Here is a 25,500-nt window from a genome sequence, read left to right as displayed (position 1 = left end):
TTGAGTGCGCTGCAGCAGCTTGCGTGACCATTATGAAAGCCGATATTATTTTAACATCTTCCTTGTTCATTTTGATTTCCCGTCCGTATTTTTATTTTAATGCACGTGTTGAATAAATAAGTCGTTTTTATATAAGTAATAATAGATGATGGCGGCGCCATAGTACAGCAGAGCCGTTGCTAATCTATTTTGAGCGGTACGCTGGAAAAACATTCTGTCGACTGCAAGAGAAGATATACGGATGATTATTACATGCGCAAAGACTGCCATGCTAGTAAATAGTGCTCTTGAAATTATGTACACAATATGAAATGAATCATCCCATATCGAGTATAAAGAGTATGCAAACACACCGAAAATAAAAAACAAAACCAATGACTGTTCACTTTGATCGTCTGAAATGTCGATATTAAATCGGTCAAGAGCAAATCGCGCGATAGAGAGGATTGTTGCCGGAATTAAAATAATGGCAAATATTAAAATAACCAATAACTTGAAATCCTGCCCGCTCATTCAGCACCTCGTTGGCTATTTATCATCATTGCGCACGTCTGAGAGGCTGTGAAAATTTCCGGCATGATATATGCATTTAGTATAATTGCTGCTTGAGATTGGAACTGGACTGCACAGCTGATGAAGACGCGAGCACGGGTGTTGTTGCCCAACCGGGGGCAGATGGAGTTTCGGGCGAGCGACCTGGAGTCGCTGCTGCCGGCAGGACATCGGGCGCGGCTGGTGTGGGCCTATGTCGAACGGCAGGATCTGACGCGGTTCTACGCGGGCATTCGTGCGGTCGACGGTGGCGTGGGACGGGCGGCGATCGCGCCCGAGATCTTGCTGGCGCTGTGGCTGTACGCCACCCTCGACGGGGTGGGCAGCGCGCGGGCAGTGTCGCGACTGATCGAATCGCACGATGCCTACCGCTGGTTGTGCGGGGGCGTTCAGGTCAATCACCACACCTTGTCGGACTTTCGCAAGGACCACGGCGAGGCGCTCGACGAGTTGCTCTCGGTGAGCATCGCCAGTCTGATGGCCGCTGGCGTGGTCAAGCTGCGTCAGGTGGCGCAGGATGGCATGCGGGTGCGGGCGAGCGCCGGGGCGGGCTCGTTCCGCCGGCACGAGAAGCTCGAAGCTTACCTGGAGGCGGCGCGTGGGCAGGTGAGCCGGCTCAAGGCCGAGCTCGAAGCCGACCCGGCGCAGGCCGAACGGGCACGGCAAGCGGCGCGGCTGCGGGCGGCCAAGGAACGTGAAGCGCGGCTGGAGCAGGCGCTCTCAAGGCTGCCCGAGATCGAAGCGATCAAGCAGCGGCAAGGCAAGAAGGCGGCTGAGGCGCGCGCATCGATGACCGATGCTGAGGCGACGGTGATGAAGATGGGCGACGGCGGCTTTCGGCCCGCCTACAACCCGCAACTGGCCTCGGATGCCGACAGTCTGGTGATCGTCGGCGTCGAAGTGGCCACCGTCGGCAGCGACCAGGGGCAGCTGGTGCCGATGCTCGAGCAGGTCACCGCGCGCTGTGGCCAGGCGCCCGACGCCTGGCTGGTCGATGGTGGCTTCGTCGGCCACGAACAGATCGAGCGCGCCGCCGAGCACACGGTCGTGTATGGCCCGGTGCCCGCGCCCAAGGACAAAACGGTCGATCCCCACCAGCCCAAGCTCGGCGACAGCGCTGCGGTGGCGGACTGGCGGCAGCGCATGGGCACCGACGAGGCCAAGGCCATCTACAAGCGGCGCGCGGCCACCGCCGAATGCGTCAATGCGCAGGCGCGCAACCGCGGCTTGCTGCAGTTTCGGGTGCGCGGGCTGGCCAAGGTCAAGTGCGTGATGCTGATGTTTGCCCTGGCGCACAACCTGATGCGCATGGCCGCCCTCGCGCCGGAGTTGCTCGGGATAGGGACAGGTGCGTCCACAATCCCCGGAATCGGGGCTTGAGGGCGAAAAATCGGCGGAAACTGGTCAGATGAGCAGGCTATAGCGGCACAAACGATGCAAAACACATATCCCGCCCGGCGCCACGGCGTCAGAACCGCTTGCGTGACCAGCGGGTCGCGTGAACGAAAGATTCACAAGCTCTGAGATCGCCAGCGTCTCGCTTTAGTCTTTCAGCTGTCTTGTAAAAGATAATCGACCGCTCATAATGTGTTGATTTTTCTGCAATATATGCAATCATACAATACACCGAAGCAGATATTTCATTTGCACTAGCACGGAGAGCTGCTGAAAATGGATTTCGAATTGTTTCAATTATGAGAGCTTTCCGATAACTATTCTCAAGCTCTTCTTCAGTCAGAGGTAGTGTGTAAGGAGCTGTATATTGAGATGCCGTCGGGATCGACTTGGGAGAGACTTGAGCGTAAGTCGCATTCTGCATCATTAAATAAACTAACATACAAGCAAACGCTTCTAGTATTCTGAGGTTGTTTTGCATTTTTATATTTAAATATTTTATTTTCGACAGACGTCATTTTTGTTGAAATTAAACAATTCTACTGTATACAATATAAATTGGCGTGAAGGAATTCCTTTCACGCGAAAAATAATTCAACGCGTGATCAAGTTGTGTGGCGGCGTGGAAGACTAGCCACCAGCCGCTCCGGAGGCCGAATCGCGTCGCCTCCGGCTGATCGCGGGGCAAGCGACAGATGAACGCTTTCCGGCGTGATCCGGATCGACGACGCGGCCACCGGTCAGGGGGCATCCGCCCATGAGCTGCCTTGGCACGCTGCGGCAAATTCCCTAGAATCACCTCCTTGCTGAGGAGCGCTGCGACCCGCGACGGATTGTGATTCCCGGGGCCAGGCTCAGCAACCGAACAACGGCGCTCGCAAACCATCAGCCGGGTTTGCCGCGCCGTTTGCTTTTGCGGCGTCTGCCCGGCGTGTTTCGCAGTGACCCACCCGCACGACCGAGGTAGAACCATGCAAGCCGACCGCACCGAAGAACTCCGCACTCTCCTCGCCCAGCGCATCCTGATCCTCGATGGCGCGATGGGCACGATGATCCAGCAGCACAAGCTCGGCGAGTCGGACTACCGCGGCGAACGTTTCAAGGCGCACCCGAAGGACCTGAAGGGCAACAACGACCTGCTGGTGCTGACGCGCCCGGACATTGTCGCCGGCATCCACCGCGCTTATCTCGACGCCGGCGCGGACATCATCGAAACGAACACTTTCAACGGCACGCGCGTGTCGCAGGCCGAATACGGTCTTGGCGATTGTGCGTACGAGATCAACGTCGCAGGCAGCCGCCTCGTGCGCGAGCTGTGCGACGAGTACACGGCGCAGAACCCCGCCAAGCCGCGCTTCTGCGCCGGCGTGCTCGGGCCGACGTCGCGCACGCTGTCGATCTCGCCCGACGTCAATGATCCGGGCTTTCGCAACATCTCGTTCGAGGCGCTCGTCGACGACTATTACGACTCGGCGCGCGGGCTGCTCGAAGGCGGCGCGGACCTGCTGCTGATCGAGACGATCTTCGACACGCTGAACGCGAAGGCGGCGATCTTCGCCGTCGAGAAGCTGTTCGCCGAACGCGTCCGCGAAGGGGGCAACCGCGTGCCGGTGATGATTTCCGGCACGATCACCGACGCGTCGGGACGCACGCTGTCGGGCCAGACCGCGGAGGCGTTCTGGAACTCGCTCGCGCACGCGCGGCCCATCTCGTTCGGCCTGAACTGCGCGCTCGGCGCGAAGGAGCTGCGCCAGTACGTCGAGGAACTGTCGAACCTCTGCGACACCCACGTCTCGGCGCACCCAAACGCCGGCCTGCCGAACCCGCTGTCGCCGACCGGCTACGACGAGACGCCGGAACATCTCGCGCGCGACATCCGCGAATGGGCGTCGTCCGGCCTCGTCAACATCGTCGGCGGCTGCTGCGGCACGACGCCGGCGCATATCAAGGCCATCGCCGACGCGGTTTCCGGCCTCGCGCCGCGCGCGGTGCCGGTGCTCGAAAAGAAGCTGCGCCTGTCCGGCCTGGAACCGTTCAACGTCGGCGCCGACAGCCTGTTCGTGAACGTCGGCGAGCGCACCAACGTCACCGGCTCGAAAGCGTTCGCGCGGATGATTTTGGAGGGCCGTTTCGATGACGCGCTCGCCGTCGCGCGCCAGCAGGTCGACAACGGCGCGCAGGTCATCGACATCAACATGGACGAGGCGATGCTCGATTCGCTCGCGGCGATGGAGCGCTTCTGCAAGCTGATCGCGTCCGAGCCGGACATCTCGCGCGTGCCGATCATGCTCGACTCGTCGAAGTGGAGCGTCATCGAGGCGGGCCTGAAGTGCATCCAGGGCAAGGGCGTCGTCAATTCGATCTCGATGAAGGAAGGCGAAGCCGAGTTCCTGCGCCAGGCGCGGCTGTGCCGCCAGTACGGCGCGGCGGTCATCGTCATGGCGTTCGACGAGCAGGGCCAGGCCGACACGTTCGTGCGCAAGACCGGGATCTGCAAGCGCGCGTACGACCTCCTGACCGGCATCGGCTTTCCGCCCGAAGACATCATCTTCGATCCGAACATCTTCGCGATCGCGACCGGCATCGAGGAGCACGACAACTACGCCGTCGATTTCATCAACGCGGTCGCGTGGATCAAGGCGAACCTGCCGTACGCGAAGACCTCCGGCGGCGTGTCGAACGTCAGTTTCAGCTTCCGCGGCAACGACGCGGTGAGGGAGGTGATCCATACGGTGTTCCTGTACCACGCGATCCGGGCCGGCCTGTCGATGGGCATCGTCAACGCCGGGCAATTGGGCGTCTATGACGAGCTCGATCCGGCGCTGCGCAACAAGGTCGAGGACGTCGTGCTGAACAGGCATGCGGGCGCCGGCGAGGCGCTCGTCGAGGCGGCGCAGAGCGTCAAGGAAGGCCGCGCGAAGAACGCCGGCCCGGACCTCGCGTGGCGCACGCTGCCGGTCGAGGAACGGCTGTCGCACGCGCTCGTCAAGGGCATCACCGACTACGTCGTCGCCGACACCGAGGAAGTGCGCGCGAAGCTCGAAGCCGAAGGCCGCCCGCCGCTGTCGGTCATCGAAGGGCCGCTGATGGCGGGCATGAACGTCGTCGGCGACCTCTTCGGCGCGGGCAAGATGTTCCTGCCGCAGGTCGTCAAATCCGCGCGCGTGATGAAGCAGGCGGTCGCGCACCTGATCCCGTACATCGAAGCCGAGAAACTCAGGACCGGCGCGACGTCGAAAGGCCGCATCGTTGTCGCGACCGTGAAAGGCGACGTGCACGACATCGGCAAGAACATCGTCGGCGTCGTGCTCGGCTGCAACGGCTACGAAATCATCGACCTCGGCGTGATGGTGCCGGCCGAGAAAATCCTCAATGCCGCGCGCGAACACGGCGCGCAGGCGATCGGCCTGTCGGGCCTGATCACGCCGTCGCTCGAGGAGATGAGCCACGTCGCGGCCGAGATGCAGCGCCAGGGTTTCGCCGACGGCGCCGCGCTGCCGCTGCTGATCGGCGGGGCGACGACGAGCCGCGCGCACACCGCGATCAAGATCGCCCCGCACTACGAGGGGCCGGTCGTGTATGTGCCGGACGCGTCGCGCGCGGTCGGCGTCGTCACCGCGCTGCTGTCCGAAGGCGGCGCCGCGGACTTCAAGACGCAGCTCGCTGCCGACTACGACAGGATCCGCGCACAACATGCGAACAAGAAGGGTGTGCAGCTCGTCAGCCTCGAAGCGGCGCGCGCGAACGCGTTCCGCACCGACTGGATCAGGAAATCGGGGACAGACCACGATTTCCTGAAGGGAAATCGTGGTCTGTCCCCGATTTCTCCGGTTCCCGCCGCGGCGGGCGACGAGCCCGGTGAAGTCCGCGAAGCGAAGGCGGGTGCGGGCTATCTGCCGCCGAAGCCGAACACGTTCGGCGTGCACGCGCTCGACGTGCCGCTCGCCGAGCTTGTCCCATTCATCGACTGGGGGCCGTTCTTCCAGACCTGGGACCTCGCCGGCAGCTACCCGAAGATCCTCGACGACGAGGTCGTCGGCGAGACCGCGCGCAGCGTGTTTGCCGACGGCCGGGCGCTGCTCGAGCGCGTCATCGCCGAAAGCTGGTTGCAGGCGCGCGCGGTGTTCGGCCTGTTCCCGGCGAACAGCCTCGGCGACGACATCGCGTTCTACGGCGACGAGACGCGCTCGGCGGCGCTGATGAGGTGGCACGGCCTGCGCCAGCAGCACGAACGCCCGGCGGACAAGCCGCATTACTGCCTCGCGGACTTTGTCGCGCCGAAGGATTCGGGCGTCGCCGATTACGCCGGCGCGTTCGCGGTCACCGCCGGCATCGGCATCGAGAAGAGGCTCGCCGACTTCCACGCCGTGCACGACGACTATCACGCAATCATGCTCAAAAGCCTCGCCGACCGGCTCGCCGAAGCCTGCGCCGAATGGCTGCACGCGCGCGTGCGCAGGGAGTTCTGGGGCTATGCCGCCGACGAGGCGCTCGACAACGACGCGCTGATCCGCGAGCAATACCGCGGCATCCGCCCGGCGCCCGGCTACCCGGCGTGCCCGGACCACACCGTCAAGGCGGCGCTGTTCGAGCTGCTCGATGCGCCGCGGAACGCCGGCATGACGCTGACCGAATCCTTCGCGATGAGCCCGGCGGCCTCCGTCAGCGGCTTCTATTTCGCGCACCCCGACGCCCGCTATTTCGCGATTTCGAAGATCGGCCGCGACCAGCTCGAGGACTGGGCACGGCGCACCGGCATGACGGTCGACGCCGCCGCGCGCTGGCTCGCGCCGCTGCTGTGAGCTCCGTGTCGCCTCGATGAACGAAACGACACCGCTTCCGCGGCACGTGCCGCTCGTCGTCGCGACCCGGGGCGCTGCGGTCGAGTCCGTGCATTACGGCTCGATCGCAGTCGCGAGCGCGACGGGCAGCCTCGTCTGCAGTGCCGGCGACGTCGATTTCCCGGTGTTCACGCGCTCGACGCTGAAGCCGTTCCAAGCGCTTCCCTTCGTCGCCGACGGTGGCCCGGGCCGCTTCGGCTTCTCGCCGGAACAGATCGCACTGATGTGCGCGAGCCACTCCGGCGAGCCGCGCCACGTCGCGGCCGTCGCCGACATGCTCGCGCGGGTCGGCTGCAGCGAGCGCGACCTGCAGTGCGGTTCGCATGCGCCGCTTTTTTACGCTGCGAGCGGCATTCCCGTTCCGCCCGCCCTGCCGGCGACGCCGCTGCATCACAACTGCTCCGGCAAGCACGCCGGTTTTCTCGCGTGGTGCCGCCTGCACGACGAGCCATGCGAGACCTATCTCGACGCGGACCACCCGCTACAGCAAGCCATCCGGCGCGCGCTCGCCGGGTTTCTCGATTGCGGCGAGAACGAGTTCGTCGCCGGCACGGACGGCTGCGGCGCGCCGAATTACGCGCTTCCGCTTGCACGGCTCGCGTACGCCTATGCGCGGCTCGCAGCGCCCGGTGAAGACGCCGGCCCGGCAGCCGATCTCGGCACGCTTTTCAATGCGATGACCGCTCACCCCGGGATGGTGTCGGGTGAACGGCGCGGTGACCTGATCCTGATGCAGGGCGCCCCGGGAGATCGGGTCGCGAAGGGCGGCGCCGAAGGGGTGCAGGCGCTCGGCATCGCAAGCCGCGGCATCGGCATCGCGCTCAAGATCGCGGACGGCGCCCCGCGGGCGGTACGGGTCGCAACCTACGCGGTGCTCGAGCAGCTCGGCCTGCTGCCGCCCGACCCCAGACCCCTGCTGCAATGGCGCGACGCTGAAATCCGCAATCACGCGGGCGTCGTGACGGGCCGGCTGATGCCGGTCTTCCGGCTCGGTTGACGCGTATTTCGAGCCCTTTTCCGTTCAACGCAGGTGCGCAAGGACTTCCGGGGCTACGCCGCCAACGGGCGACTCGGCAACGACGCGCTGACCCGCGAGCAATACCGCGGCATCCGCGCGCCATGCCGAGCGGTGTCGTGAACATGCAGCGTGACCGATGGCATGTCTCGGCACAGCGTTTCCAGTCGCCCGACGAAAGGATCGTCGGCGCCGGCGCGGGTGCAGTAGTGCAGGTCGGCGACCGGCGCTGCGGCGGGACTTGCCCGAAGCGCGTCGAGCCAGGCGAGGAAGGGCGTGATGCCGATTTCCCCGGCCTCGGCTCAAGACTTCTTCGTCTTCGTCTTCGTCTTCGACTCGACGACACTGCCGTCGACCGGGTTGTGGTAGATCTCGACCTTGTTGCCGTCCTTGTCCGTGCCGTATAGCTCGTAGCAATTCCCCTTGGTGACCTGGAAGCGCTCGAGCGTGTACCCGGCGTCGACGAGCTTGCGGAGCATGGTCGTTTGCGGCATCCAGCTGCTTTCCGGGGTTTCGGTGCAGGCCGGGCCGGCGAAAGCGGTGGTGCCAATCAGCACGCTGGAAGCGGCGACGATGAGATGGTGAAGTTTCATGGCTGTTCTCCTTTCATGCCGGGATGGCATGGAACACATTCTGTGGAAACAGACATGAATCCATGCTGAACGGCGCGGCGTGAAGATCGGCGGCGAACGAAATCTGCACGACGGAGCTGTGCACCACGAAGGCATGAGGCAACGTTGGCGTACGGACGCCGCGGTCGCAGTTTTAGAGGACGGTCAGTTTTTCTCGCTTCCGGTCTTAAACGCCGAAATGAAACCGAACCCGCTCTTCCAGCAGGCGCCGGACATCCTCCTCGTTACACTGGCCCAGGCGGTTGAACACTTCGCGGGCAATCGGGCGGAAGGCGGCCATCACATGCGCGTCGAAATGGCTCCCGGTGTCCGCCTCCAGGATCGACATCGTGGTCTCGAAGCCCATTGGCTCTTTGTAGGGTCGTTTCGAGCTGAGCGCATCGAAGACGTCCGCCACGGCAAATATGCGGGCGGCAAGCGGGATTTCGTCGCCCGACAGTTTGCGCGGGTAACCCGAGCCGTCCCACTTTTCGTGATGGGCCGCGACCACCGCATTCGCGTCCTCGAGCCACCCGATGCCGGAAACAATTTCCTCGCCATGCGCGACGTGCGTATGCATGATTTTGCTCTCTTCGGCGTCGAGCTTGCCCGGTTTGAGCAGAATCGCATCGGGAATGCTGATCTTGCCGACGTCGTGCAGAAAACTGCCGACGATCAACGACTGCATCGCTCTGCCGCGCAGGCCGAGACGTTCGCCGATGCGCGCAGCAAGCCACGCAACGCGAAAATTGTGGGCGCCGGTATCGGAATCCCGCATCGCGACGGCACGCCCGAGCGCTTCCATCATCGACAGGTGTGAATCAAGGATTTCGCGGGCCTTGCGCTCGTTGTCGGCGGACAAGCGTACGACGACGGGATAAATTGCGGTGCCGCACAGCAGTGAGGCGAATCCGACCATCAGGGCTGCGTTGAGCGCATTCGTGCGCATCTGTTCGCGCTGCCACGCGGGGACGACGCGAACCCCTTCGAAGTATCCCGTGATCCGATCCGCCTCGGCGGCTCCTCGCAGCGGGACAAAAACTCGCAACACCCAACGCCTGTCTTCAAGTCTGAAGCTCTCATGAAAGCCGGCACGGTAAGCGGGACGTACGTGCGAGGGCAGCTGTTGTTCAACCGCTTCGCCCTCCTCGGTCATTGCCTGGGCGAGCTTTACTCCTTGCCCGTCATAGATTTCGGCGATGTCGAACAGTCCCCCGGCAAGAGCACTCGCGGCCTTGCGGGCGTTGTCCCCAGCCTCCGGGCCGGTCAGCGTAATAGCGCCGAAATGATGCAGAAGGCGGCGTGACTCGTCGATTGCCAGCCATACCGTTCCGTCCTCGGCACCTTTATACGCGACGAACCACGCGACCGGACTGACCAGCGCAGCGAGCAGCGCGCTGACGACCGCAATCCGTACCGCGGTTCGCTTGTTGAACGAGTTCATGTGCTGCTCCCAACGAGTGACTACACGTAGCCCGACCGGAGACGGTACTGGCCAAAGATCCCGGTTTTTCGAGCGCTGCGCGTCGTCCTGAATTCTTGCCGACTTCCACACGTGCGGCTTATTGGATCGCGGCCCGCCGCAGCGCGCGAAGGCGCATGAAGCCTGCGTACGTAGCGGTGCTCACCGTTCATTTTGCATTCAGCTCGACCCGCGTAACGTTCAAACCTGATTCCACGGTAACTGGAGAACGTCATGAACTCCCCGTAAAGAAAGGAATGGGGAGTCGGTTTGCGGCCGCCGGCTCCCTCGTTTCATCCCAGACCGCTTCGAGGCTGGCCCGAATTGCGGGACGGCCTTCAGTGACAACAGAAAGGAGACAGGAAATGAACGCGAAATCTGCAAGAAAACTGGCCATCGCCTGCGCGCTCGCGCTGACTGGGATTGCCGGCGTCACCACGGGAGCAGTCGCTGCAAACGATCAAGTACCGCCGATGCAGGCCGACGTCAAATGGCAAACTGACACGGCTCTCCAGCAAGGCATGCTGAATATTCGGGCAATCGTCGAACAGAGCCTCCCGCGGATTCGGGCAGACCAATTCGGCGAGGAACACTATAATGCCCTGGGCCAGGCGATCGAAACGCAAATGGCATATATTGTGAAAAACTGCAAACTCGAGCCTGCGGCAGACGCGGTATTGCACGACCTCCTGGGGGAATTATCGAGCGGCATCGACCGGGTCACCGCGAGGACGGCCGAGAACCAGCGCACCCACGGCGTCAGTTACATCATCGCCGCGCTGGATAACTACGGTCGCCAATTCGACCATGCCGGCTGGACGCCGATCAAGGTCGTGCCTTGATGGCTGCGGTTGGTGCCGGGCGGGACGGGCGCTACCGGTCGATCGCGGCCGTTTCCCTAGCTGAACAGCGCGCCGACGCTCTCGCCCGTATGAATCCGTTCGATCGCCGCCGCGAACAACGGCGCGACGGTCAGCTGCGTGATCTTGTCGAGCCGCTTGGCCGGCGGCACATGCACGGTGTCGGTGACGACGATCGATTCGATCGGCGCATTGCGCAGCCGCTCGATCGCCGGTCCGCACAGCACCGCGTGCACTGCGCCGGCGTGGATCGAACGTGCGCCGGCCGCGCGCAGCGTGTCGATCGTCGCCAGCAGCGTGCCGCCGGTCGAGATCTCGTCCTCGAAGATCACCGCATCGAGCCCGGCGACCTCGCCGACGACGCGGCCCTGCTTGACGTCGGTGTCGCTGACGCGGCGTTTGTCGATGATCGCCATCGGGATGCCGAGCCGCTCCGAGAAGCGGCCGACGCGTTTCGCGCCGCCGGCGTCGGTCGCGACCGCGACCATCCGCGACAGGTCGTAGTGCTGACGGAAATGCTCGGCGATCGTCGGGATCGCGGTGAGGTGATCGACCGGCACGCTGAAGAAGCCGTGCACCTGGTCGGCGTGCAGATCCATCGTCAGCACGCGGTTCGCGCCGGCGGTCGCGAGCATGTCGGCGATCAGCCGGCCGGTGATCGAGATGCGCGGCGCGTCTTTCTTGTCCGAACGCGCATACGAATAATACGGGATCACCGCGGTCACCCGCCGCGCCGAGGCGCTGCGCAAGGCGTCGAGCGTGATCAGCAGTTCCATGATGTGGTCGCTGACCGGCTCGGTGAACGACTGCACGACGAAGACGTCGCGTTCGCGCACGTTGTCGAGGATCTGGACGCGCAGGTTGTCGTTCGAAAAACGCGAGATGTCGACGGGGCTCAGGCGCATGCCGAGGTGCTCGCAGATTTCCCCGGCGAGTGCGCGGTTCGAGTTGCAGGCGAAAATGCGGAGGGCGTCGTTCATCGCGTTTCTCGCTGGAAGCTGACGCGCGGATTGTAGGCTTTTCGGCTCGCGCCGCAAAAATTGTGCAACAAACCTGCGAGCCGCCGTCAGCGGTACAGCACAAACGCTTCGCGCTCCTGTTGCCACGCGGCTTCGTCCGGCTGCGCCAGCGCTTCGAGGTCCGCCGGGGTCGCGCCCGGATCGTCGACCCAGTCGCGCAGCAGTTCGCTGCCGTTGATCAGGTCGATCGCGAGGCGGTCGTGCTCGTATTCGTACGCGAAGTCGCGCCATAGCGGGTAGTCGGGCCACAGCAGGCGCAGCACCTTGAACGCGAGCGCCTGCAGGCGCCACGGGCGGAACGCGGCGTGGTCATAGTGTGCCGGGTCGTCGACGTGGATCTGCAGGCCGCTGCACAGGCGGCCGGCGTGCTTGTGGAAGGTCGGCTCGAACCAGCATTCGCGCAGCACGCAGCCGGCGAGCCAGTCGGGCGCGAGCGCGCGCATGCCGGCCCGCAGCGCGCGGGCGTCGATGTCCGGCGCGCCGAAGAGTTCGAGCGGGCGCGTCGTGCCGCGGCCTTCGGACAGCGTCGTGCCTTCGAGCATCACGGTGCCGGCATACGCGCGCGCCATCGACAGGCTCGGCGCGTTCGGGCTCGGGTTGACCCAGCTGCGCTCGCCCGCCGGCCAGCCGAAGCCAGGCGCGGCGTCGGGCTCCCAGCCTTGCATCGTGACGACCTCGCAGTCGACGTCGAGCCGCAGCGTCGTGATGAACCAGCGCGCGAGCTCGCCGATCGTCAGGCCGTGGCGCATCGGCAGCGGCCCGGCGCCGACGAAGCTTTCCCAGCCGGGGCGCAGCAGCAGGCCTTCGACCGGCCGCCCGGCGGGATTCGGGCGATCGAGTACCCACACCGTCTTGCCGTGCTCGGCAGCGGCTTCGAGCACGTAGCGCAGCGTCGTGATGAAGGTGTAGATGCGGCAGCCCAGATCCTGCAGGTCGACGAGCAGCACGTCGAAGCTGTCCATCATCGCGTCGGTCGGCCGGCGCACTTCGCCGTACAGGCTGAATACCGGGATGTGATGCAGCGGGTCGACGAAATCGGGCGACTCGACCATGTTGTCCTGCTTGTCCCCGCGCAGCCCGTGCTGCGGCCCGAAGGCGGCGCTCAGCTGCAGGTCGGGCAGGGCGGCGAGCGCGTCGAGCGAATGGACGAGGCTGCGGGTCACGGAAGCGGGATGCGCGAGCAGCGCGACACGGCGTCCGGCGAGCGGGCGGCGCAGCGCCGGGGTGTCGAGCAGGCGGTCGAGGCCGAACTGGATCGAGGGTTTCATGGGGTCCTTTGACGCAGCCGCGGAATGGCCGCGGCGGCGTGTCCGAGCGTGAGTGCGAAGCCCCCGCGAAGGTGAAAGTCGGGGGCCGCGCCGGGATGGCGCAGCGCCCAGTACGAGCACACGCCGTCGATGTCTTCGATGACCGCCGTCAGCCCGAGTTGCAGGCCGTCGATGCTGCCTGCGGGCAACGCGGCGGCGTGAACGTGGACGTCGAGATCGAGCCGGCCGCCGTCCGCGTGCATGACGATGCGCGGCGCGACCGCCGCCAGCGCGGGCGCGACCTCGTCGTCGCGCTCGCGGTAGGCGCGAAACGCATATGCCGCCCATTCGCCGGACGGCGAAAAATTGAATTCGCGGTAAGCCCCGGTGCCGGCCGCGGCGACGAAAAATTCGAAGCACGTGTGCGCCCACAGGCCGTCGACGCGGGCGGCGGGGCGCGGCGACGGAATGCGCAGCCGCGCCAGGTCGCCTTGCAGCCGGTAGCGCAGGCCGAGCATGCCATCGGGCGCGACGCCGACCCGCACATCGAGCGCTTGGACTGCCGCGCACGGCGTTCGCGGATGGGGGAACAGCGCAATGGAATCGCCGGCGACGCTCATCGCGGCTGTCAGTCGAGCGCCAGCGCGATCGAGAGATAGACCTGCCGCGTTGCCGGATTGGCCACGCGCCCGCCATGCAGCATCTGCTCGCTGCCGTTCGCGATCTCCTGGTGGCGTGGCCCGAGGTTCAGCGCGCTCAGCGCGAATCGCAGCGGTTTTCCGCCGAGTCGCGTCTCGTAGCTCAGGTTTGCGTCGACCGTCGTATAGGACCGGGCGACGTAGCGCAAGCGCGGCACGTAGCCCTCGCCGCCGGCGAGCGGCCCGATGCGCAGCACGCTGAGCATGCTTTTCCAGCCCGTGCCGTAATCCTGCAGCCAGCTCAGGCTCGCGGTGTAGGGCGCCGCACGGGCTTCGAGGCCGCGGTCCCCGGCGTCGCGGTCGATGAGGCTGTGCGCGAGACGCAGTTCGGTTCCGCTACGCGGCCGCGCGACGAGCTGGTATTCGACGCCGCGCAGCGTGACCGGCCGGTCGAGGTTCTCGTAGCGTGTCGAGCCGAGAAAGCCGGCGAGGACCGGCGCCGGCAGCAGCTCGGGCTGCGGCACGCGCACCACGAAATCGTCGATGCGCTCGTTGAAGAGGCGCACGTCGAGCTTCGTGTTCCACGTTGCGAAGCGGCCGAAGTAACCGAATTCGACGGTATCGACGCGCGCCTGGCGCAGATCCCGATGCGGCAGGAACGGGCGGGCGAGGAGTTCTCCGCTGGCCGGGTCGATGGCGCGGATGTCGCCATGGCGTTCGAAGAGATTGTGCTGGCGCCAGGCGCGCGAATAGCCGCCGCGCAGCGTGTCGGTGTCGGTCGCCTGCCAGTTGGCGAACGCGCGCGGGCTGAAATGCGCCGGCGCGGTGGAATACTTTTCCTGGGCGCCGCCGAGGTTCAGCGTCAGCTGCGGCAGCGGGCGCCATTCGGCGTTGCCGAACAGGCGATACAGGTGCTGCGGAGCGGGGTTGCCGGTGAAGAACAGGAACGGCGCGTCGACCTCGTCGCGCCGTGCCCCGGCGCCCCACACCAGCTGCATGGCCGGCGACGGCCTGCTGCGATGCTGCAGTTCGAGGTGGTTGCGCACGCTGTGCCGGTTGCGGTCGAGCGGTACGAGCGGGTAGCCCGGCGCGCTCGCAATCCATTCGTCCCGCACATGTTCGTCGGTGCGGTAATAATTCAGCAGCCATTCCTCGCCGTCGTCGACGCCGTGGCGCCCCTTCAGGTGCAGCGTCGTGGTTTCGCTGCGCGCGTTGCGCGGGCCATTGTTGCCGAACACCGAATCCGCGTAGCCCTCGCCGCGCAGTCCGGCGCTCGCACCGGCGCGCAGCATCACGCTGTCCTGCGACGACAGTTGCCAGTCGCCGCGTACCGTGGCGATATCCATGTGGCGCGTGTCGTGCAGCCCGTCAAAGCCGTCGTCGCGCTGCGAAGCGGCGTTGATCCGCAGCGAAACCGGCGAGCCGCCGTTGCTCGTCCAGCCCGCTTCGGCGTCACGCACGCCGCCGCTGCCCAAGCGCAGCGCGCCGCGGGTGCCTGCGCCTTCGGCGCTGTGGCGCGTGATGATATTGATGACGCCGAGAAACGCATTGGCGCCGAAGCTCGCCGCGTTGGTGCCGCGCACGATCTCGATGCGGTCGATTTCGTCGAGGGTCAGCGGCAGCGCGCTCCAGTCGACGCCGCCGAACGCACTCGGCGTGATCACCGAGCGCCCGTCGATCAGCACCTGCATCTCGGTCGGGAAATCGTTCGACAGTCCATGGTACGTGACCCACTGGGCGTGGCCGCGCTCCTGCCCGACCTGCATGCCGGGGACGAGCCGGAACACCCGCGCGAGGTCGCGGTAACCGGTGGCGGCGAGCAGTTCGCGGTCGATCACCGTGACGGCGCCGGGCGCCTCGTGCAGCGGCTGCGACAGCCGCGACGCGCTGAGCACGCGGGGCAGTTCTTCGAGATACGGCACTTCGCCGGCACCCGCGCATGTCGCGATTGCGCAACTTGCGAACGGCACCCACAGGGATCGGGCGGTACGGGAAATCGTCATCGTGGTCGGGGCGGAGGGCTGCACAGCCGGTGGCAGCACGGCGCGAAGGATACCGCTTCTACTACGTCGAAGGTATTGGCGGCCGCCTCCCCATCCGCAGTCGCGCAGGCGCAGGTGGTCCGACGTGGCAAGAATAATGTAAATGTTGATTTCCGGCATCGAACCCCGCGCGGTGCCCGGAGGCGCACCGGGTCGCTGTATGCCGCCGGCCGGAGCGTGAGTCACGGAATTTCTGGTAACAAAAGCGGCTGGAAAACGGGAACGCCGTGTTTCCGCGTTTCGTCCGAAAAAGGAGCGGCGCGAGTCGGGTCGACCGTCGCCGCCGGGAAAACCTGCTTTTGCAGTCAGGAGGTCATCATGAACATCCGGACCGGTGTTTCGGCAATAGTGCTGGCGATCGCCGCCAGCGGTTGTGCAACGTGGGACAACATGTCGTCGCGCGAAAGGAGTGCCGTGATCGGCGCGGGTGTCGGCGGCACGGCCGGGGCAGTCATGAGTGACGGCGGGGTGCTCGGTACCGTCGGGGGTGCGGCGATCGGCGGCGTGATCGGCGACCAGATCGGCAAGCGGCGCCATCCTTGAGGTTTTCGCAGCGCGCGCGAAGGCGCGGTTGCGTCGCCAAACCGCGGGTGTCCGGCGCCGGAACCCGCGGTTTGGCATCTTTGACGACAACGTGTTGTATAGTCGGGCGCCATCGCATCCGCATGACACGCCATGATCGAACTCCTGACCGACCCGCAGCTGATAGTCGCTTTCCTCACCCTCACCGTTCTCGAGCTGGTGCTCGGGATCGACAACATCATCTTCATCTCGATCCTCGTCGACAAGCTGCCGCCCGAGCGGCGCGCCTTCGCCCGGCGGCTCGGCCTGTTCCTCGCGATGTTCATGCGCCTCGCGCTGCTGTCGCTCCTCGCCTGGCTCGCCGGCCTGAACAGGGCACTGTTCGAGCTGTTCGGGCACGGTTTCTCGGCGCGCGACCTGATCCTGTTGCTCGGCGGCCTGTTCCTCGTGTGGAAGAGCACCGGCGAGATCCACCAGCTGATGGAAGGCGAGGAGGGCGAAGCGTCGAGCGCGGTCAAGGCGACGTTCGCCGCGATCATCACGCAGATCATCGTCATCGACCTGGTGTTCTCGCTCGACTCGATCATCACCGCGATCGGCATGGTGAACAACCTCGCCGTGATGGTCGCGGCGGTCGTCGCGTCGGTCGGGCTGATGATGGTCGCCTCCGGGCCGATCAGCGAATTCGTCTCGGCGCACCCGACGGTGAAGATGCTCGCGCTGTCGTTCCTGATGGTCGTCGGCGTCGTGCTGATCGCCGAAGGCTTCGGCCACCACGTGCCGAAAGGCTACATCTACTCGGCGATGGCGTTCTCGGTCGTCGTCGAGATGCTCAACATCCGCATGCGCAAGCGGGCGGCGAAGCCGGTGGTGCTGCACGAGCCGTATGTTGCCGACAAGGCGGGGGAGCGGGCCTGAGCGAAGCGGCGGCAATCCCGCGCTCCGGAGTCCATCTGCGGCGCGGGGCGTGCCTTGGGAGAGACCGCCGCACAGCCGGCGCGGCGGCGACGTGGCGCCGTTACCGCGAGTCGTTCGCGCCGCGCTGTTCGCGCTCCTCGCGGGCGACGGCCGACAGGTCGCGCAGATACCACGCCGCATACGCGAATCCCGCGACCGAGACCAGCGCCGTGAACAGCAGCGTGCGGTCGAACGGCAGCCCGGCGGCGAGATTGGCGACGACGACGTAGCCGAGATAGCACGCGGCGACGAGGCCGGCGAGGATGCGGGTGAGGGCGAAGATCTTGCGCTGGCGCAGCGTTGGAGTGGCTCGGGGCATGACGATATCGTCGAATTGCGGGAGGACCGCATCATCGCAGATTTCCGCCCGCCCGCGCCAATCTGCTGCGCTCCGGTAATTACTTGATAGAATTGGGCTTGTCCCGGCCTCCCGCGATTCGCAGGGCAGGCGATCGGAACCCTTCGTCATCGCTGCGCTTCGTTCTTGCGCCGCTTCACGAGTTCAGCAAGGAACGCCGCAAAGGGCTTGATGTCCTGATGGACACTCGCAGTTTCGAGCGCAGCCATATAGCGGGCGCGCTCTGCCAGAGGTATGACGGTCCACGGATAGCCGCCCGAGGCCATCATCGCGTTCATCAGGAAGCGCCCCATACGCCCGTTCCCGTCGAAATACGGATGGATATAGACGAAGAAGAAATGCCCGAGAACAACCCGTACCGCAGGCTCGCTCTCTTCGCGCAGTTGATCGAAGAGTGCGGGCATCAGTTCGCGTACCGCCTCGCTGCGTGGCGGGACATGCATCGACTGCCGAATATAGACAGGCCCGTTGCGGTATCCCGCGAGGTCCGCGGGCTTCAGTATCCCGGCCACAATGCTCGGGCCGAATAGTTCTCTGTACCAGGCACCGTGATCGTCCTGCGCGACATCGCCCGCATTCTTGCCGGCAAGGATGCGGCCTACACTTTTCTTGACTTGCTGGAACGCTTGCCAGTAGCCGCGCGCAGCCAGCGCGTCGCGATGTTCGCGGTCACGCGCATCCTCAGGATTCCAGTCGCCCGAACGCACGCGCTCGATAAGATCGGCGCTGACTCTGTAGCCCTCGATGGAGAGCGAGTTATAGGCGTCCGCTGCATAGGCGTCCTCGACTCTGCGCAGATACCCGGCAACGTCAGAGGGAAGGCCGGGCGGCTTCGGGAAGCGGGCCAGCACGTCCTCGCGCATTAGCCCCCATGTCATGCGGAGCCGGTTGACGGCGGGAGAGGTTTGCCGCGTGCCGATCGCGACAGGGGGACGGTCATTGAACGGGTCCGTCTCGCTGATCGTGTAACCAGCGGCCCGCATGGTTTCGGTGATCATGTCCGCCATCCGGGCGCGCCCGATGTTGCGGAAGGCCCCGGCCAAGCGTCCGGCAATGCTGCTATGACCTCCCGCAAGCAAACGAGTGAGAACGTCCGAGGCATCCGCGACCATGGCGAGCGCCGCGCGCATCTCGACAGGGTGGGATGCAAAATGTCCCGGCGAGCACACGATCAGCGCTGCGGGCAGCCGCATGACGCGCATTCCATCGATGACTTCCGTATCGCCTGCCGCCGGAACTTCCAGCCGCACATCGAAGATCGACGTACCGTGCAGTAGGCCCGTGGGCTTGTTCCCGCCCCTGGACGCCCGAACAAGCAACTGCCGGGGAACCGTCCAGTGGCCGGTATGAAGCGCCAGCGAGTGTTCCGCGCCGAGGCACCATTCGTCCCCGAACCGCTCCGAGAGATAGGCACCGCAGAACGGCCAGAAGGAAGCGTACCAGTCGGTAGTCTCGCCCGCCGATCCGTCGGGGCGGACGGGGATGTACCAACCCTTCATGACTTCCCGGATGAATCCGTTCTTCAGCAGGCGCTCGCGATGGACGCGGGTCAGGTTCGTTGCGCGGATGGCAACAACCCCGGCGTCCTGGAAGCTCTTGAGCGCCGCGAGAGACTGGGCAAGCTTGTCTGAAGGAGTGGCCATGTGTTTCCAGGATATCCTGTCTTGCGGTTTATAGGTTTTTATGTTTTATCGCATCTAGGTTTTTCTGTCACGCAATTTTTAGGTTATCATGTTATGTCACTCGGGGACGCATCCGAAAGGATTGCGTACATGGCTGCGTACATATGGGGAAGGGTTTGCTGATGTCGAATGGTCCAATCGCAGATGAAGTCAAGCGAAGAAGAACGTTCGGCATCATCTCCCACCCCGACGCCGGCAAGACCACGCTGACCGAGAAGCTGCTGCTGTTCGGCGGCGCAATCCAGCTTGCCGGCACCGTCAAGGCGAGGAAGAGCGCGCGCCACGCGACCTCCGACTGGATGGAAGTCGAAAAGCAGCGCGGCATCTCGGTGAGCAGCTCGGTGATGCAGTTCGATTACGCCGGGCACACCATCAACCTGCTCGACACGCCTGGCCACCAGGACTTCTCGGAAGACACCTACCGCGTGCTGACCGCGGTCGACGCGGCGGTGATGGTCATCGACGCGGCGAAAGGCGTCGAGGCGCAGACGATCAAGCTGCTCGAAGTGTGCCGGCTGCGCAACACGCCGATCATCACTTTCGTCAACAAGATGGACCGCGAAGTGCGCGAGAGCTTCGATCTGCTGCAGGAGATCGAGGAGGTGCTGAAGATCGATTGTGCGCCGATCACGTGGCCGATCGGCATGGGCAAGACATTCCGCGGCGTCTATCACCTGCTCGAAGACCGCGTGCTGCGCTTCGCTCCCGGCGAGGAAAAGCGCAGCGAGGCCGAAGTCATCAAGGGCATCGCGAACGCGCAGCTCGACGAGCTGTTCCCGCTCGAAGTCGGCAAGCTGCGCGAGGAAGTCGAGCTGATTCAGGGCGCCTCGCACCCGTTCTCGCTCGGCGACTTCCTCGCCGGCAAGCAGACGCCGGTGTTCTTCGGCTCCGGCATCAACAACTTCGGCGTGCAGGAGATCCTGCAGGCGCTGCTCGACTGGGCGCCGCCGCCCCAGCCGCGAGTGGCAGGCGTCACGGCGGCTGGCGTCAATGCGGCGGACACCCGCCTCGTGATGCCGGCCGAAGCACCCTTCACCGGTTTCGTGTTCAAGATCCAGGCCAACATGGACCCGAAGCACCGCGACCGCATCGCGTTCTTCCGCATCTGCTCGGGCCGCTACAGCTCCGGCATGAAAGTGAAGCACGTGCGCATGGGGCGCGAGATGAAGCTCGCCAACGCGCTGACCTTCATGGCCAACGAGCGCGTGCTGATGGAAGACGGCGTCGCCGGCGACATCATCGGCATCCACAACCATGGCCAGCTGCACATCGGCGACACATTGACCGAAGGCGAAAACCTCGGCTACAAGGGCATCCCGTATTTCTCGCCGGAACTCTTCAGTGCCACGCGCCTGCGCGACCCGCTGAAGTCCAAGCAATTGCAGAAAGGCCTGCAGGAGCTCGGCGAGGAAGGGGCGATTCAGGTGTTCGAGCAGGAAGGCGGCAACATGCTGCTCGGCGCGGTCGGCCAGCTGCAGTTCGAAGTCGTCGCGCAGCGCCTCAAGGACGAATACAAGGTCGACGCGGTCTTCGAGTCCGCCGACATCCACACCGCGCGCTGGCTGACCTTCCCGGACGAAGTCACGCGCCGCAACTTCGAGCGCGAACAGGGCATGCGCGTCGGCAAGGATGTCGACGGCAATCCGGTGTATCTGGCGACGAGCCGCTACAACCTCGAAGTGACGATGGAAAAGTGGCCGAAAGTCGGCTTCCACGCGACGCGGGAACACGGCGAGAAGCTGAGCTGAAAGCCGCGGCGCGCCGGAAAGCGCGCCGCACCGCGACTGCCGTCAGCGCCCCGCGGCGAGGCATGCCGCGATACCGGTCGCGATTTCGCCGGCCATCAGCGCCTGGCGCCGCGGGTCGCGCAGCAGCAGCTCCTCATCGCGGTGCTTGATGACTCCGGCTTCGAACAGCAGCGCCGGCTGCCGCGCGCGGTACAGCACGACCAGGTTGTCGTAGAAATGCACGGCATGGGGCCGGTCGGCGTATTCCCGCTGGCGGCCGTTCTTCTGCGTCGGCACGAAACCCGCCCGCTGCAGCCGCGCCCCGATCGCCACCGCGCACAGCACGCTGTGCCCCGGATCCGGATTGCGCCGCGACACGAACAGCGAATGCCCCGCCCAGCGGTCGCTGTAGCTGTGCGTCTCGCCATCCGGCTGCCAGTGCTCGAGCTCCCGCTCGCCGACCGAATCATGATGGATCGACAGCAAGAAGTCTGCGGCCGGCACCTGCGCCGGCCGCGCCGCGAGCGATTCGATCGCGCCGTCCGGGTTCACGAGTTCGGTCCGGACGTTCAGCCGGGCGAGCGCCGCGACCACTTGCAGCGCGAGGTCGCGGTTGAAGTCGAACTCGGCGCGGCCGCGTGCGCTGATCGCACCCGGCGCGGCGAGCGTGTGGCCGACGTCGACGGCGACGAGCGGGGCGCGTCCGGGCCCGGCATGCGCGGCAAGGGGGAGCGCCACTGCGGCGATAGCCATCAGGCCGCAAGCAGGCCCGAATCGAGGCGCCCATCGAAGCGCTTGCGGGCGCCGCGGCACACCGATGAACGCGGTCACGAGACGACGCGGGCAGCCGGCGCCGCCGCGCAGGGCGGCAGCCCGCCGCAGGGTACGAACAGCCGCTCGAAGGCTTCGGCGCTGAGGGGGCGATGGAAGAGGTAGCCCTGCCCCATTTCGCAGTGCCGCTCCTTGAGGAACGCCAGCTGGTCTTCGGTCTCGATGCCTTCGGCGAGCACCTGCATCCCCAGCGCGTGCGCCATGTCGATGATCGCGGCAATGATCGAACGCTTGCTGGCCTCGCTGGCGATGCCTCGCACGAAGCTCTGGTCCACCTTGAGTTCGTGGATCGGCAGACGGCCGAGATAGGCGAGAGAAGAATAGCCGGTGCCGAAATCGTCGATGCTGACGGCGATGCCGCGCTCGGTGAGTCGGGACAGCATCTGGCTGGCGCCGTCCAGGTCTTCCATCAGCGTCCCTTCGGTCAGCTCGAGACAGATCGCTGCGGGCGGCACGCCGCGGCTTTCGAGCAGTTCGCACAGGTGTTCGACGAAATGCGGTTCGCGCAGCTGCTGAGCGACGATGTTGATCGAGATCCGGGGCGGCACGAAACCCTGACGGCGCCACAGGGCAATGCGGCTCAGCACCTTGGTCAGCACGTGCTCGCTCAGCGTGACGATCAGCCCGGCTTCCTCCGCCGCGGGAATGAAGCGCCCCGGCGGGATCTCGCCGAGGACCGGGTCGCGCCAGCGCAACAGGGCTTCGGCGCCCACCAGCTCGCCGCCGGCCAGCGCGTTCTGCGGCTGATAGACGATCTCGAAGCGGTCGTTGTCGATTGCCGTCCGCAGGCCGGTTTCCAGCGTCATGCGCTGCTGCACCATGGCCTGCATCGCCGCGGCGAAGAAGCGGAAGCGATTGCGGCCCTGCGCCTTGGCCTCGTACAGCGCGGTGTCGGCATTCTGCAGGAGGCTGGTCGCGGTGTCGCCATCCTCGGGAAAGAGGCTGATCCCGATGCTGGCGGCGCCGCACAGTTCGTGCCCCCGAATGCAGAAGGACACCGACAGATACTCGAGGGTGTGGGCCGCCAGGCGACGGATCTCGTCGACCGTGCGGCTGCGCACGATGACGGCGAACTCGTCGCCGCCGACCCGGGCCAGCGTGTGGGCATCGCACAGACAGCGCCGCAGACGCTCGGCGACCTGCTGCAGCAGCAGGTCGCCGACGTCGTGGCCGAGCGAGTCGTTGATGCCTTTGAAGTGGTCCAGGTCGATGAGCATGACCGCGAGGCTGTCGCGCCGCCGGCGGGCGTCGGCGATGCAGTCCGACAGGCGGTCCATCAGCAGATTGCGGTTGGGCAGGCCGGTCAGCCCGTCGTGCGTGGTCATGAACTCGATGCGCCGCTGTGAGGTCTGCAACGCGCTGCTGTCGCCGAAAATGCCGACGTAGCTTTGCACTTCGCCGTCGGCGCTTTTCACCGCATAGATCGTCAGCCACTCCGGAAAAATCTCGCCGCTCTTGCGCCGGTTCTGGATCTCCCCCTGCCAGCGGCCGTGCTCGGCCAGGCTGAGCCACAAGCTTTCGTAGAACTCCTGCGAATGGAGCCCGGACTGCAGGATGCTGGGAAGCTTGCCCGCGACGTCCTGCAGGCTGTAGCCGGTGATCCGCGTGAAGGCGGCGTTGACGGTCAGGATCACGCCCCGCGCATCGGTGATCATGACCCCTTCGTCGGCACGCTCCATCGCATCGGCCGCGCTCGGCGCCGGGCCCTGCAGGCCGGGTCGGCCGAGTTCGGTCGCCTGCGTGCACAGCGCCGTGACCCGACCGGCTTCGTCGAAGATCGGAAAGCGCACCGCGGCGAGGCGGACCCGACGGTGGCCGAGGTCGATCTCGTCCGTCGATTCGCTGTGGACAGTCCGCTCGACGGCCTCGAGATCCCGCGCGCGCATCTGCCGGGCCTGCTCCCGCTCGAACAGCTGCGCATCGGTCCGACCCACGATGTCAGCGGATTTCATGCCGAACACCTCTTCGAAGCGGCGGTTCACGAATTCGTAGCGGCCGTCCAGGTCCTTGAGGGAAACCAGCGAGGCCGTCTGGTCGATCATCGTCGCCAGCATCGCTTGCCGGCCGCCCGACTCCCTTGCCGGCACCGGCGCGGTTTCGGCCGGGACGTTGTCCGGCGTTTGCGGCAAGACCGCGGGCAGCGGGATGGAGACGACGAATCCGAGCAGTCCGACGCCGCGGAAGACGGGCTCGATGCGACTGGCGAGGACCCAGTCCGGCAGTTGCGGCGAGGCCACCCCGGACAGTCCGCTGCCGACTGGAATGCGGGTGTCCGTACTCAGCGTGACTCCCCATGCGGCCAGCGCCGGCGCGGCGCGCTCGTTGACCTTGACCAGCCGGCCGCGGGTATCGAAGACGATCACGCCGTCGGCCGCGGACAGCCGCTGCACCGCTGCCTCCAGCAACTGGAAGCGCCGCTCCAGTTCCATCTGCGCCAGGCGGGCTTCGATGCTGTTCGCGGTGGTGGCGATCAGCGGCAGGCTGTGCTGGCTGTAATCGTGCCGGAGGCCGGAAAGGTCGAGCACGCCGAGGATTGACGCGTCCACCGGGTCGCGGATCACGGCGGCGGCGCAGGTCCACCTTTGGACCTCTTCACAGAAGTGCTCGGACGCATGGACCTGGATCGGCTGCCCGAGGGCCAGCGCGGTGCCGATGGCATTGGTGCCCATGCTCGACTCGTGCCAGTTGTGGCCCGGGACCAGCCCCGCGCGCTGGATCGGGTCCCGCAGGTGCGCGTCGCCTTCCACGTCGAGGATCGTGCCCTCAGGGTCGGTGAGGATCATCACCGTGCCGGTGTGGGCGAGAAATTCCCGGGCCTGGATCATGAAGGGAGCGCTGGCCGAGATCAGGCGTTCATTCCGGTTGCGCAATGCCTCCAGTTCGCCGCGCTCCACCGCCGGCCGCGCCCCACCGCCCCCGGGATCCACCTGCCCGATGAGGCAGCGCCGCCACGAATCGTCGATCGCCGGGCGCAGCGCGCGGGTCGTGCCACGGAATTGCCCGCTCAGGAGCTTCTCCCATGCGGCCTTGACCTGGGGATTGTTCTCCGGGTGAGACAACGAACTTCCCTGAATTGCTTTTCTCACGGTGTCACCCCGGCCGCTTGAAGCTGCCCTTCGATGAGACTGATGGCCCGCCGACGATTCGGAAGAAGCACCATCCCTCGCGCAATTCGAACGTCGTCCGCAGCGGAAATTCCCTTGCTGGCCGGCAGGCTTGCGGTGGGAAGCCGCGCGTGAGGGGGCTGGAAATCGCATTGGCGTTCTGCGTGCGCAGACAGGGAAGCACAAGCAGGCCTTGGCTTTCAGGAAATATGCTCATCACGTCGCCTCACGCCCCTCGATATCTCCACGCGGCAGCGGTTGTCCCAGTTCGGCGTTCACCATGCGGAGCCGGCCGAGCGAATCACGCGCGCGAAGCAGATCGGTGCCGCGTGTGTCGAAGTGGATGGATTTGAGGGTGTGGATGACGGCCTGGATCTGAGCGACGCTGCGGGCGGTATCTTCCAGTCAGGCGTGAATCGCGCACTGCACGATCAGGTCTTCGCACGTGTGTTCGTCGGGCGCGAGCTTGTCAGGTCTTGCTCCGTAGGTAGGTGTCGATCGGCCAGCGGCGGGTGTCGTCGGTTCATCCCCACGGGCGTGGGGAACACTGGCGCGCTCCGGGCGTCAGTCACGGCCCATGCGGTTCATCCCCACGGGCGTGGGGAACACGAAGCTGTGCCTCAGGGTGTGCGGATGC

At 65.3% G+C, this 25,500-nt stretch carries 21 protein-coding genes, 1 CRISPR repeat array and 1 riboswitch (1 of these 23 only partly in view); of the genes, 7 read left to right on the top strand and 14 right to left on the bottom strand.

Annotated elements, in window-relative coordinates; genetic code table 11:
- Positions 1 to 96: 96 nt before the first annotated feature.
- Positions 97 to 513: a hypothetical protein gene (locus GO606_RS04160; RefSeq protein WP_169120954.1), complete on the bottom strand. Its 417-nt coding sequence runs from the start codon at positions 511 to 513 to the stop codon at positions 97 to 99.
- Positions 514 to 633: 120 nt separating this feature from the next.
- Here GO606_RS04160 and GO606_RS04155 point away from each other — a divergent pair, with 120 nt between their 5' ends.
- The gene (locus tag GO606_RS04155; protein WP_169120923.1) at positions 634 to 1,932 is read left to right on the top strand and encodes an IS1182 family transposase; all 1,299 of its coding nucleotides are present in this window, start codon (positions 634 to 636) and stop codon (positions 1,930 to 1,932) included.
- An 88-nt stretch (positions 1,933 to 2,020) separates the two neighbouring features.
- Here GO606_RS04155 and GO606_RS04150 read toward each other — a convergent pair whose 3' ends face one another.
- Positions 2,021 to 2,428 carry a hypothetical protein gene (locus tag GO606_RS04150; protein ID WP_169119300.1) on the bottom strand — a complete coding sequence of 136 codons (408 nt, stop codon included), beginning with the start codon at positions 2,426 to 2,428 and terminating at the stop codon, positions 2,021 to 2,023.
- 321 nt (positions 2,429 to 2,749) lie between these two features.
- A riboswitch (S-adenosyl-L-homocysteine riboswitch) is annotated at positions 2,750 to 2,831 on the top strand.
- Positions 2,832 to 2,918: 87 nt separating this feature from the next.
- Here GO606_RS04150 and metH point away from each other — a divergent pair.
- Entirely contained in the window at positions 2,919 to 6,749 is a 3,831-nt protein-coding gene (metH, locus tag GO606_RS04145; RefSeq protein WP_169119299.1) for a methionine synthase, read from the top strand.
- Between the two features lie 16 nt (positions 6,750 to 6,765).
- Positions 6,766 to 7,785 carry an asparaginase gene (locus GO606_RS04140; protein WP_169119298.1) on the top strand — a complete coding sequence of 340 codons (1,020 nt, stop codon included), beginning with the start codon at positions 6,766 to 6,768 and terminating at the stop codon, positions 7,783 to 7,785.
- A gap of 320 nt (positions 7,786 to 8,105) precedes the next feature.
- Here the strand turns inward: GO606_RS04140 and GO606_RS04135 are convergent, their stop codons facing one another.
- Entirely contained in the window at positions 8,106 to 8,396 is a 291-nt protein-coding gene (locus GO606_RS04135) for a PepSY domain-containing protein (RefSeq protein WP_169119297.1), read from the bottom strand.
- 205 nt (positions 8,397 to 8,601) lie between these two features.
- Positions 8,602 to 9,858, bottom strand: a complete 1,257-nt coding sequence (locus tag GO606_RS04130) for an HD-GYP domain-containing protein (RefSeq protein ID WP_169119296.1) — start codon at positions 9,856 to 9,858, stop codon at positions 8,602 to 8,604.
- A gap of 383 nt (positions 9,859 to 10,241) precedes the next feature.
- On the opposite strand from GO606_RS04130, the gene GO606_RS04125 reads away from it, so the two are divergent.
- Entirely contained in the window at positions 10,242 to 10,718 is a 477-nt protein-coding gene (locus GO606_RS04125; RefSeq protein WP_169119295.1) for a hypothetical protein, read from the top strand.
- 56 nt (positions 10,719 to 10,774) lie between these two features.
- Here GO606_RS04125 and GO606_RS04120 read toward each other — a convergent pair whose 3' ends face one another.
- From GO606_RS04120 to GO606_RS04105, 4 genes are all read right to left on the bottom strand, one after another.
- The gene (locus GO606_RS04120; RefSeq protein WP_169119294.1) at positions 10,775 to 11,716 is read right to left on the bottom strand and encodes a ribose-phosphate diphosphokinase; all 942 of its coding nucleotides are present in this window, start codon (positions 11,714 to 11,716) and stop codon (positions 10,775 to 10,777) included.
- An 86-nt stretch (positions 11,717 to 11,802) separates the two neighbouring features.
- Entirely contained in the window at positions 11,803 to 13,023 is a 1,221-nt protein-coding gene (locus GO606_RS04115) for an exo-beta-N-acetylmuramidase NamZ family protein (protein ID WP_169119293.1), read from the bottom strand.
- Positions 13,020 to 13,622, bottom strand: a complete 603-nt coding sequence (locus GO606_RS04110) for a DOMON-like domain-containing protein (protein ID WP_169119292.1) — start codon at positions 13,620 to 13,622, stop codon at positions 13,020 to 13,022. Before GO606_RS04110 ends, GO606_RS04115 begins: the two co-directional genes overlap by 4 nt.
- An 8-nt stretch (positions 13,623 to 13,630) precedes the next feature.
- On the bottom strand, positions 13,631 to 15,643 hold the full coding sequence (locus GO606_RS04105) for a TonB-dependent receptor plug domain-containing protein (protein WP_169119291.1): 2,013 nt from the start codon (positions 15,641 to 15,643) through the stop codon (positions 13,631 to 13,633).
- 357 nt (positions 15,644 to 16,000) lie between these two features.
- On the opposite strand from GO606_RS04105, the gene GO606_RS04100 reads away from it, so the two are divergent.
- Together GO606_RS04100 and GO606_RS04095 are read left to right on the top strand one after the other, a co-directional pair.
- Positions 16,001 to 16,225, top strand: a complete 225-nt coding sequence (locus GO606_RS04100; protein WP_169119290.1) for a glycine zipper 2TM domain-containing protein — start codon at positions 16,001 to 16,003, stop codon at positions 16,223 to 16,225.
- A gap of 132 nt (positions 16,226 to 16,357) precedes the next feature.
- Positions 16,358 to 17,122 (top strand): TerC family protein, encoded by a 765-nt coding sequence (locus GO606_RS04095; protein WP_169119289.1) that lies wholly within the window; start codon positions 16,358 to 16,360, stop codon positions 17,120 to 17,122.
- A gap of 100 nt (positions 17,123 to 17,222) precedes the next feature.
- Here the strand turns inward: GO606_RS04095 and GO606_RS04090 are convergent, their stop codons facing one another.
- Positions 17,223 to 17,480: a hypothetical protein gene (locus tag GO606_RS04090; RefSeq protein WP_169119288.1), complete on the bottom strand. Its 258-nt coding sequence runs from the start codon at positions 17,478 to 17,480 to the stop codon at positions 17,223 to 17,225.
- Between the two features lie 146 nt (positions 17,481 to 17,626).
- On the bottom strand, positions 17,627 to 19,162 hold the full coding sequence (locus GO606_RS04085) for a Fic family protein (RefSeq protein ID WP_169119287.1): 1,536 nt from the start codon (positions 19,160 to 19,162) through the stop codon (positions 17,627 to 17,629).
- Between the two features lie 161 nt (positions 19,163 to 19,323).
- Between GO606_RS04085 and GO606_RS04080 the strand changes: the two genes are divergently transcribed.
- Positions 19,324 to 20,949 (top strand): peptide chain release factor 3, encoded by a 1,626-nt coding sequence (locus tag GO606_RS04080; RefSeq protein ID WP_169119286.1) that lies wholly within the window; start codon positions 19,324 to 19,326, stop codon positions 20,947 to 20,949.
- 42 nt (positions 20,950 to 20,991) lie between these two features.
- Here GO606_RS04080 and GO606_RS04075 read toward each other — a convergent pair whose 3' ends face one another.
- The 4 genes from GO606_RS04075 to GO606_RS22075 form a co-directional block, all read right to left on the bottom strand.
- Positions 20,992 to 21,681 carry an N-acetylmuramoyl-L-alanine amidase family protein gene (locus GO606_RS04075; RefSeq protein WP_169119285.1) on the bottom strand — a complete coding sequence of 230 codons (690 nt, stop codon included), beginning with the start codon at positions 21,679 to 21,681 and terminating at the stop codon, positions 20,992 to 20,994.
- A gap of 74 nt (positions 21,682 to 21,755) precedes the next feature.
- Positions 21,756 to 24,818: an EAL domain-containing protein gene (locus GO606_RS04070; protein WP_246979351.1), complete on the bottom strand. Its 3,063-nt coding sequence runs from the start codon at positions 24,816 to 24,818 to the stop codon at positions 21,756 to 21,758.
- 31 nt (positions 24,819 to 24,849) lie between these two features.
- Positions 24,850 to 25,080, bottom strand: a complete 231-nt coding sequence (locus GO606_RS04065; RefSeq protein WP_169119284.1) for a type I-F CRISPR-associated protein Csy2 — start codon at positions 25,078 to 25,080, stop codon at positions 24,850 to 24,852.
- Complete coding sequence (locus GO606_RS22075) at positions 25,080 to 25,268, bottom strand: type I-F CRISPR-associated protein Csy1 (protein ID WP_169119301.1); 189 nt, start codon at positions 25,266 to 25,268, stop codon at positions 25,080 to 25,082. The genes GO606_RS04065 and GO606_RS22075 overlap by 1 nt, the downstream gene beginning before the upstream one ends.
- Positions 25,269 to 25,382: 114 nt before the next feature.
- Positions 25,383 to 25,500: a CRISPR direct-repeat array (repeat unit 29 nt; unit sequence CGGTTCATCCCCACGGGCGTGGGGAACAC) (it continues 4,506 nt past the right edge of the window).

The organism is Aromatoleum anaerobium, from assembly GCF_012910705.2.
Lineage (GTDB): Bacteria > Pseudomonadota > Gammaproteobacteria > Burkholderiales > Rhodocyclaceae > Aromatoleum > Aromatoleum anaerobium.
The sequence above is the reverse complement of the archived record's forward strand: the minus strand, read 5'-3'. Positions and strand labels throughout refer to the sequence as shown.

Bases quoted from the DNA above. Each gene is read 5' to 3' on its own strand.
- metH (WP_169119299.1), top strand. From the start codon at position 2,919: ATGCAAGCCGACCGCACCGAAGAACTCCGCACTCTCCTCGCCCAGCGC.
- GO606_RS04130 (WP_169119296.1), bottom strand. From the start codon at position 9,858: ATGAACTCGTTCAACAAGCGAACCGCGGTACGGATTGCGGTCGTCAGC.
- GO606_RS04105 (WP_169119291.1), bottom strand. From the start codon at position 15,643: ATGACGATTTCCCGTACCGCCCGATCCCTGTGGGTGCCGTTCGCAAGT.
- GO606_RS04125 (WP_169119295.1), top strand. From the start codon at position 10,242: ATGAACGCGAAATCTGCAAGAAAACTGGCCATCGCCTGCGCGCTCGCG.
- GO606_RS04155 (WP_169120923.1), top strand. From the start codon at position 634: ATGAAGACGCGAGCACGGGTGTTGTTGCCCAACCGGGGGCAGATGGAG.
- GO606_RS04120 (WP_169119294.1), bottom strand. From the start codon at position 11,716: ATGAACGACGCCCTCCGCATTTTCGCCTGCAACTCGAACCGCGCACTC.
- GO606_RS04115 (WP_169119293.1), bottom strand. From the start codon at position 13,023: ATGAAACCCTCGATCCAGTTCGGCCTCGACCGCCTGCTCGACACCCCG.
- GO606_RS04140 (WP_169119298.1), top strand. From the start codon at position 6,766: ATGAACGAAACGACACCGCTTCCGCGGCACGTGCCGCTCGTCGTCGCG.
- GO606_RS04110 (WP_169119292.1), bottom strand. From the start codon at position 13,622: ATGAGCGTCGCCGGCGATTCCATTGCGCTGTTCCCCCATCCGCGAACG.
- GO606_RS04100 (WP_169119290.1), top strand. From the start codon at position 16,001: ATGAACATCCGGACCGGTGTTTCGGCAATAGTGCTGGCGATCGCCGCC.
- GO606_RS04135 (WP_169119297.1), bottom strand. From the start codon at position 8,396: ATGAAACTTCACCATCTCATCGTCGCCGCTTCCAGCGTGCTGATTGGC.
- GO606_RS04085 (WP_169119287.1), bottom strand. From the start codon at position 19,162: ATGGCCACTCCTTCAGACAAGCTTGCCCAGTCTCTCGCGGCGCTCAAG.
- GO606_RS04075 (WP_169119285.1), bottom strand. From the start codon at position 21,681: ATGGCTATCGCCGCAGTGGCGCTCCCCCTTGCCGCGCATGCCGGGCCC.
- GO606_RS04090 (WP_169119288.1), bottom strand. From the start codon at position 17,480: ATGCCCCGAGCCACTCCAACGCTGCGCCAGCGCAAGATCTTCGCCCTC.
- GO606_RS04065 (WP_169119284.1), bottom strand. From the start codon at position 25,080: ATGAGCATATTTCCTGAAAGCCAAGGCCTGCTTGTGCTTCCCTGTCTG.
- GO606_RS04150 (WP_169119300.1), bottom strand. From the start codon at position 2,428: ATGCAAAACAACCTCAGAATACTAGAAGCGTTTGCTTGTATGTTAGTT.
- GO606_RS04080 (WP_169119286.1), top strand. From the start codon at position 19,324: ATGTCGAATGGTCCAATCGCAGATGAAGTCAAGCGAAGAAGAACGTTC.
- GO606_RS04095 (WP_169119289.1), top strand. From the start codon at position 16,358: ATGATCGAACTCCTGACCGACCCGCAGCTGATAGTCGCTTTCCTCACC.
- GO606_RS04160 (WP_169120954.1), bottom strand. From the start codon at position 513: ATGAGCGGGCAGGATTTCAAGTTATTGGTTATTTTAATATTTGCCATT.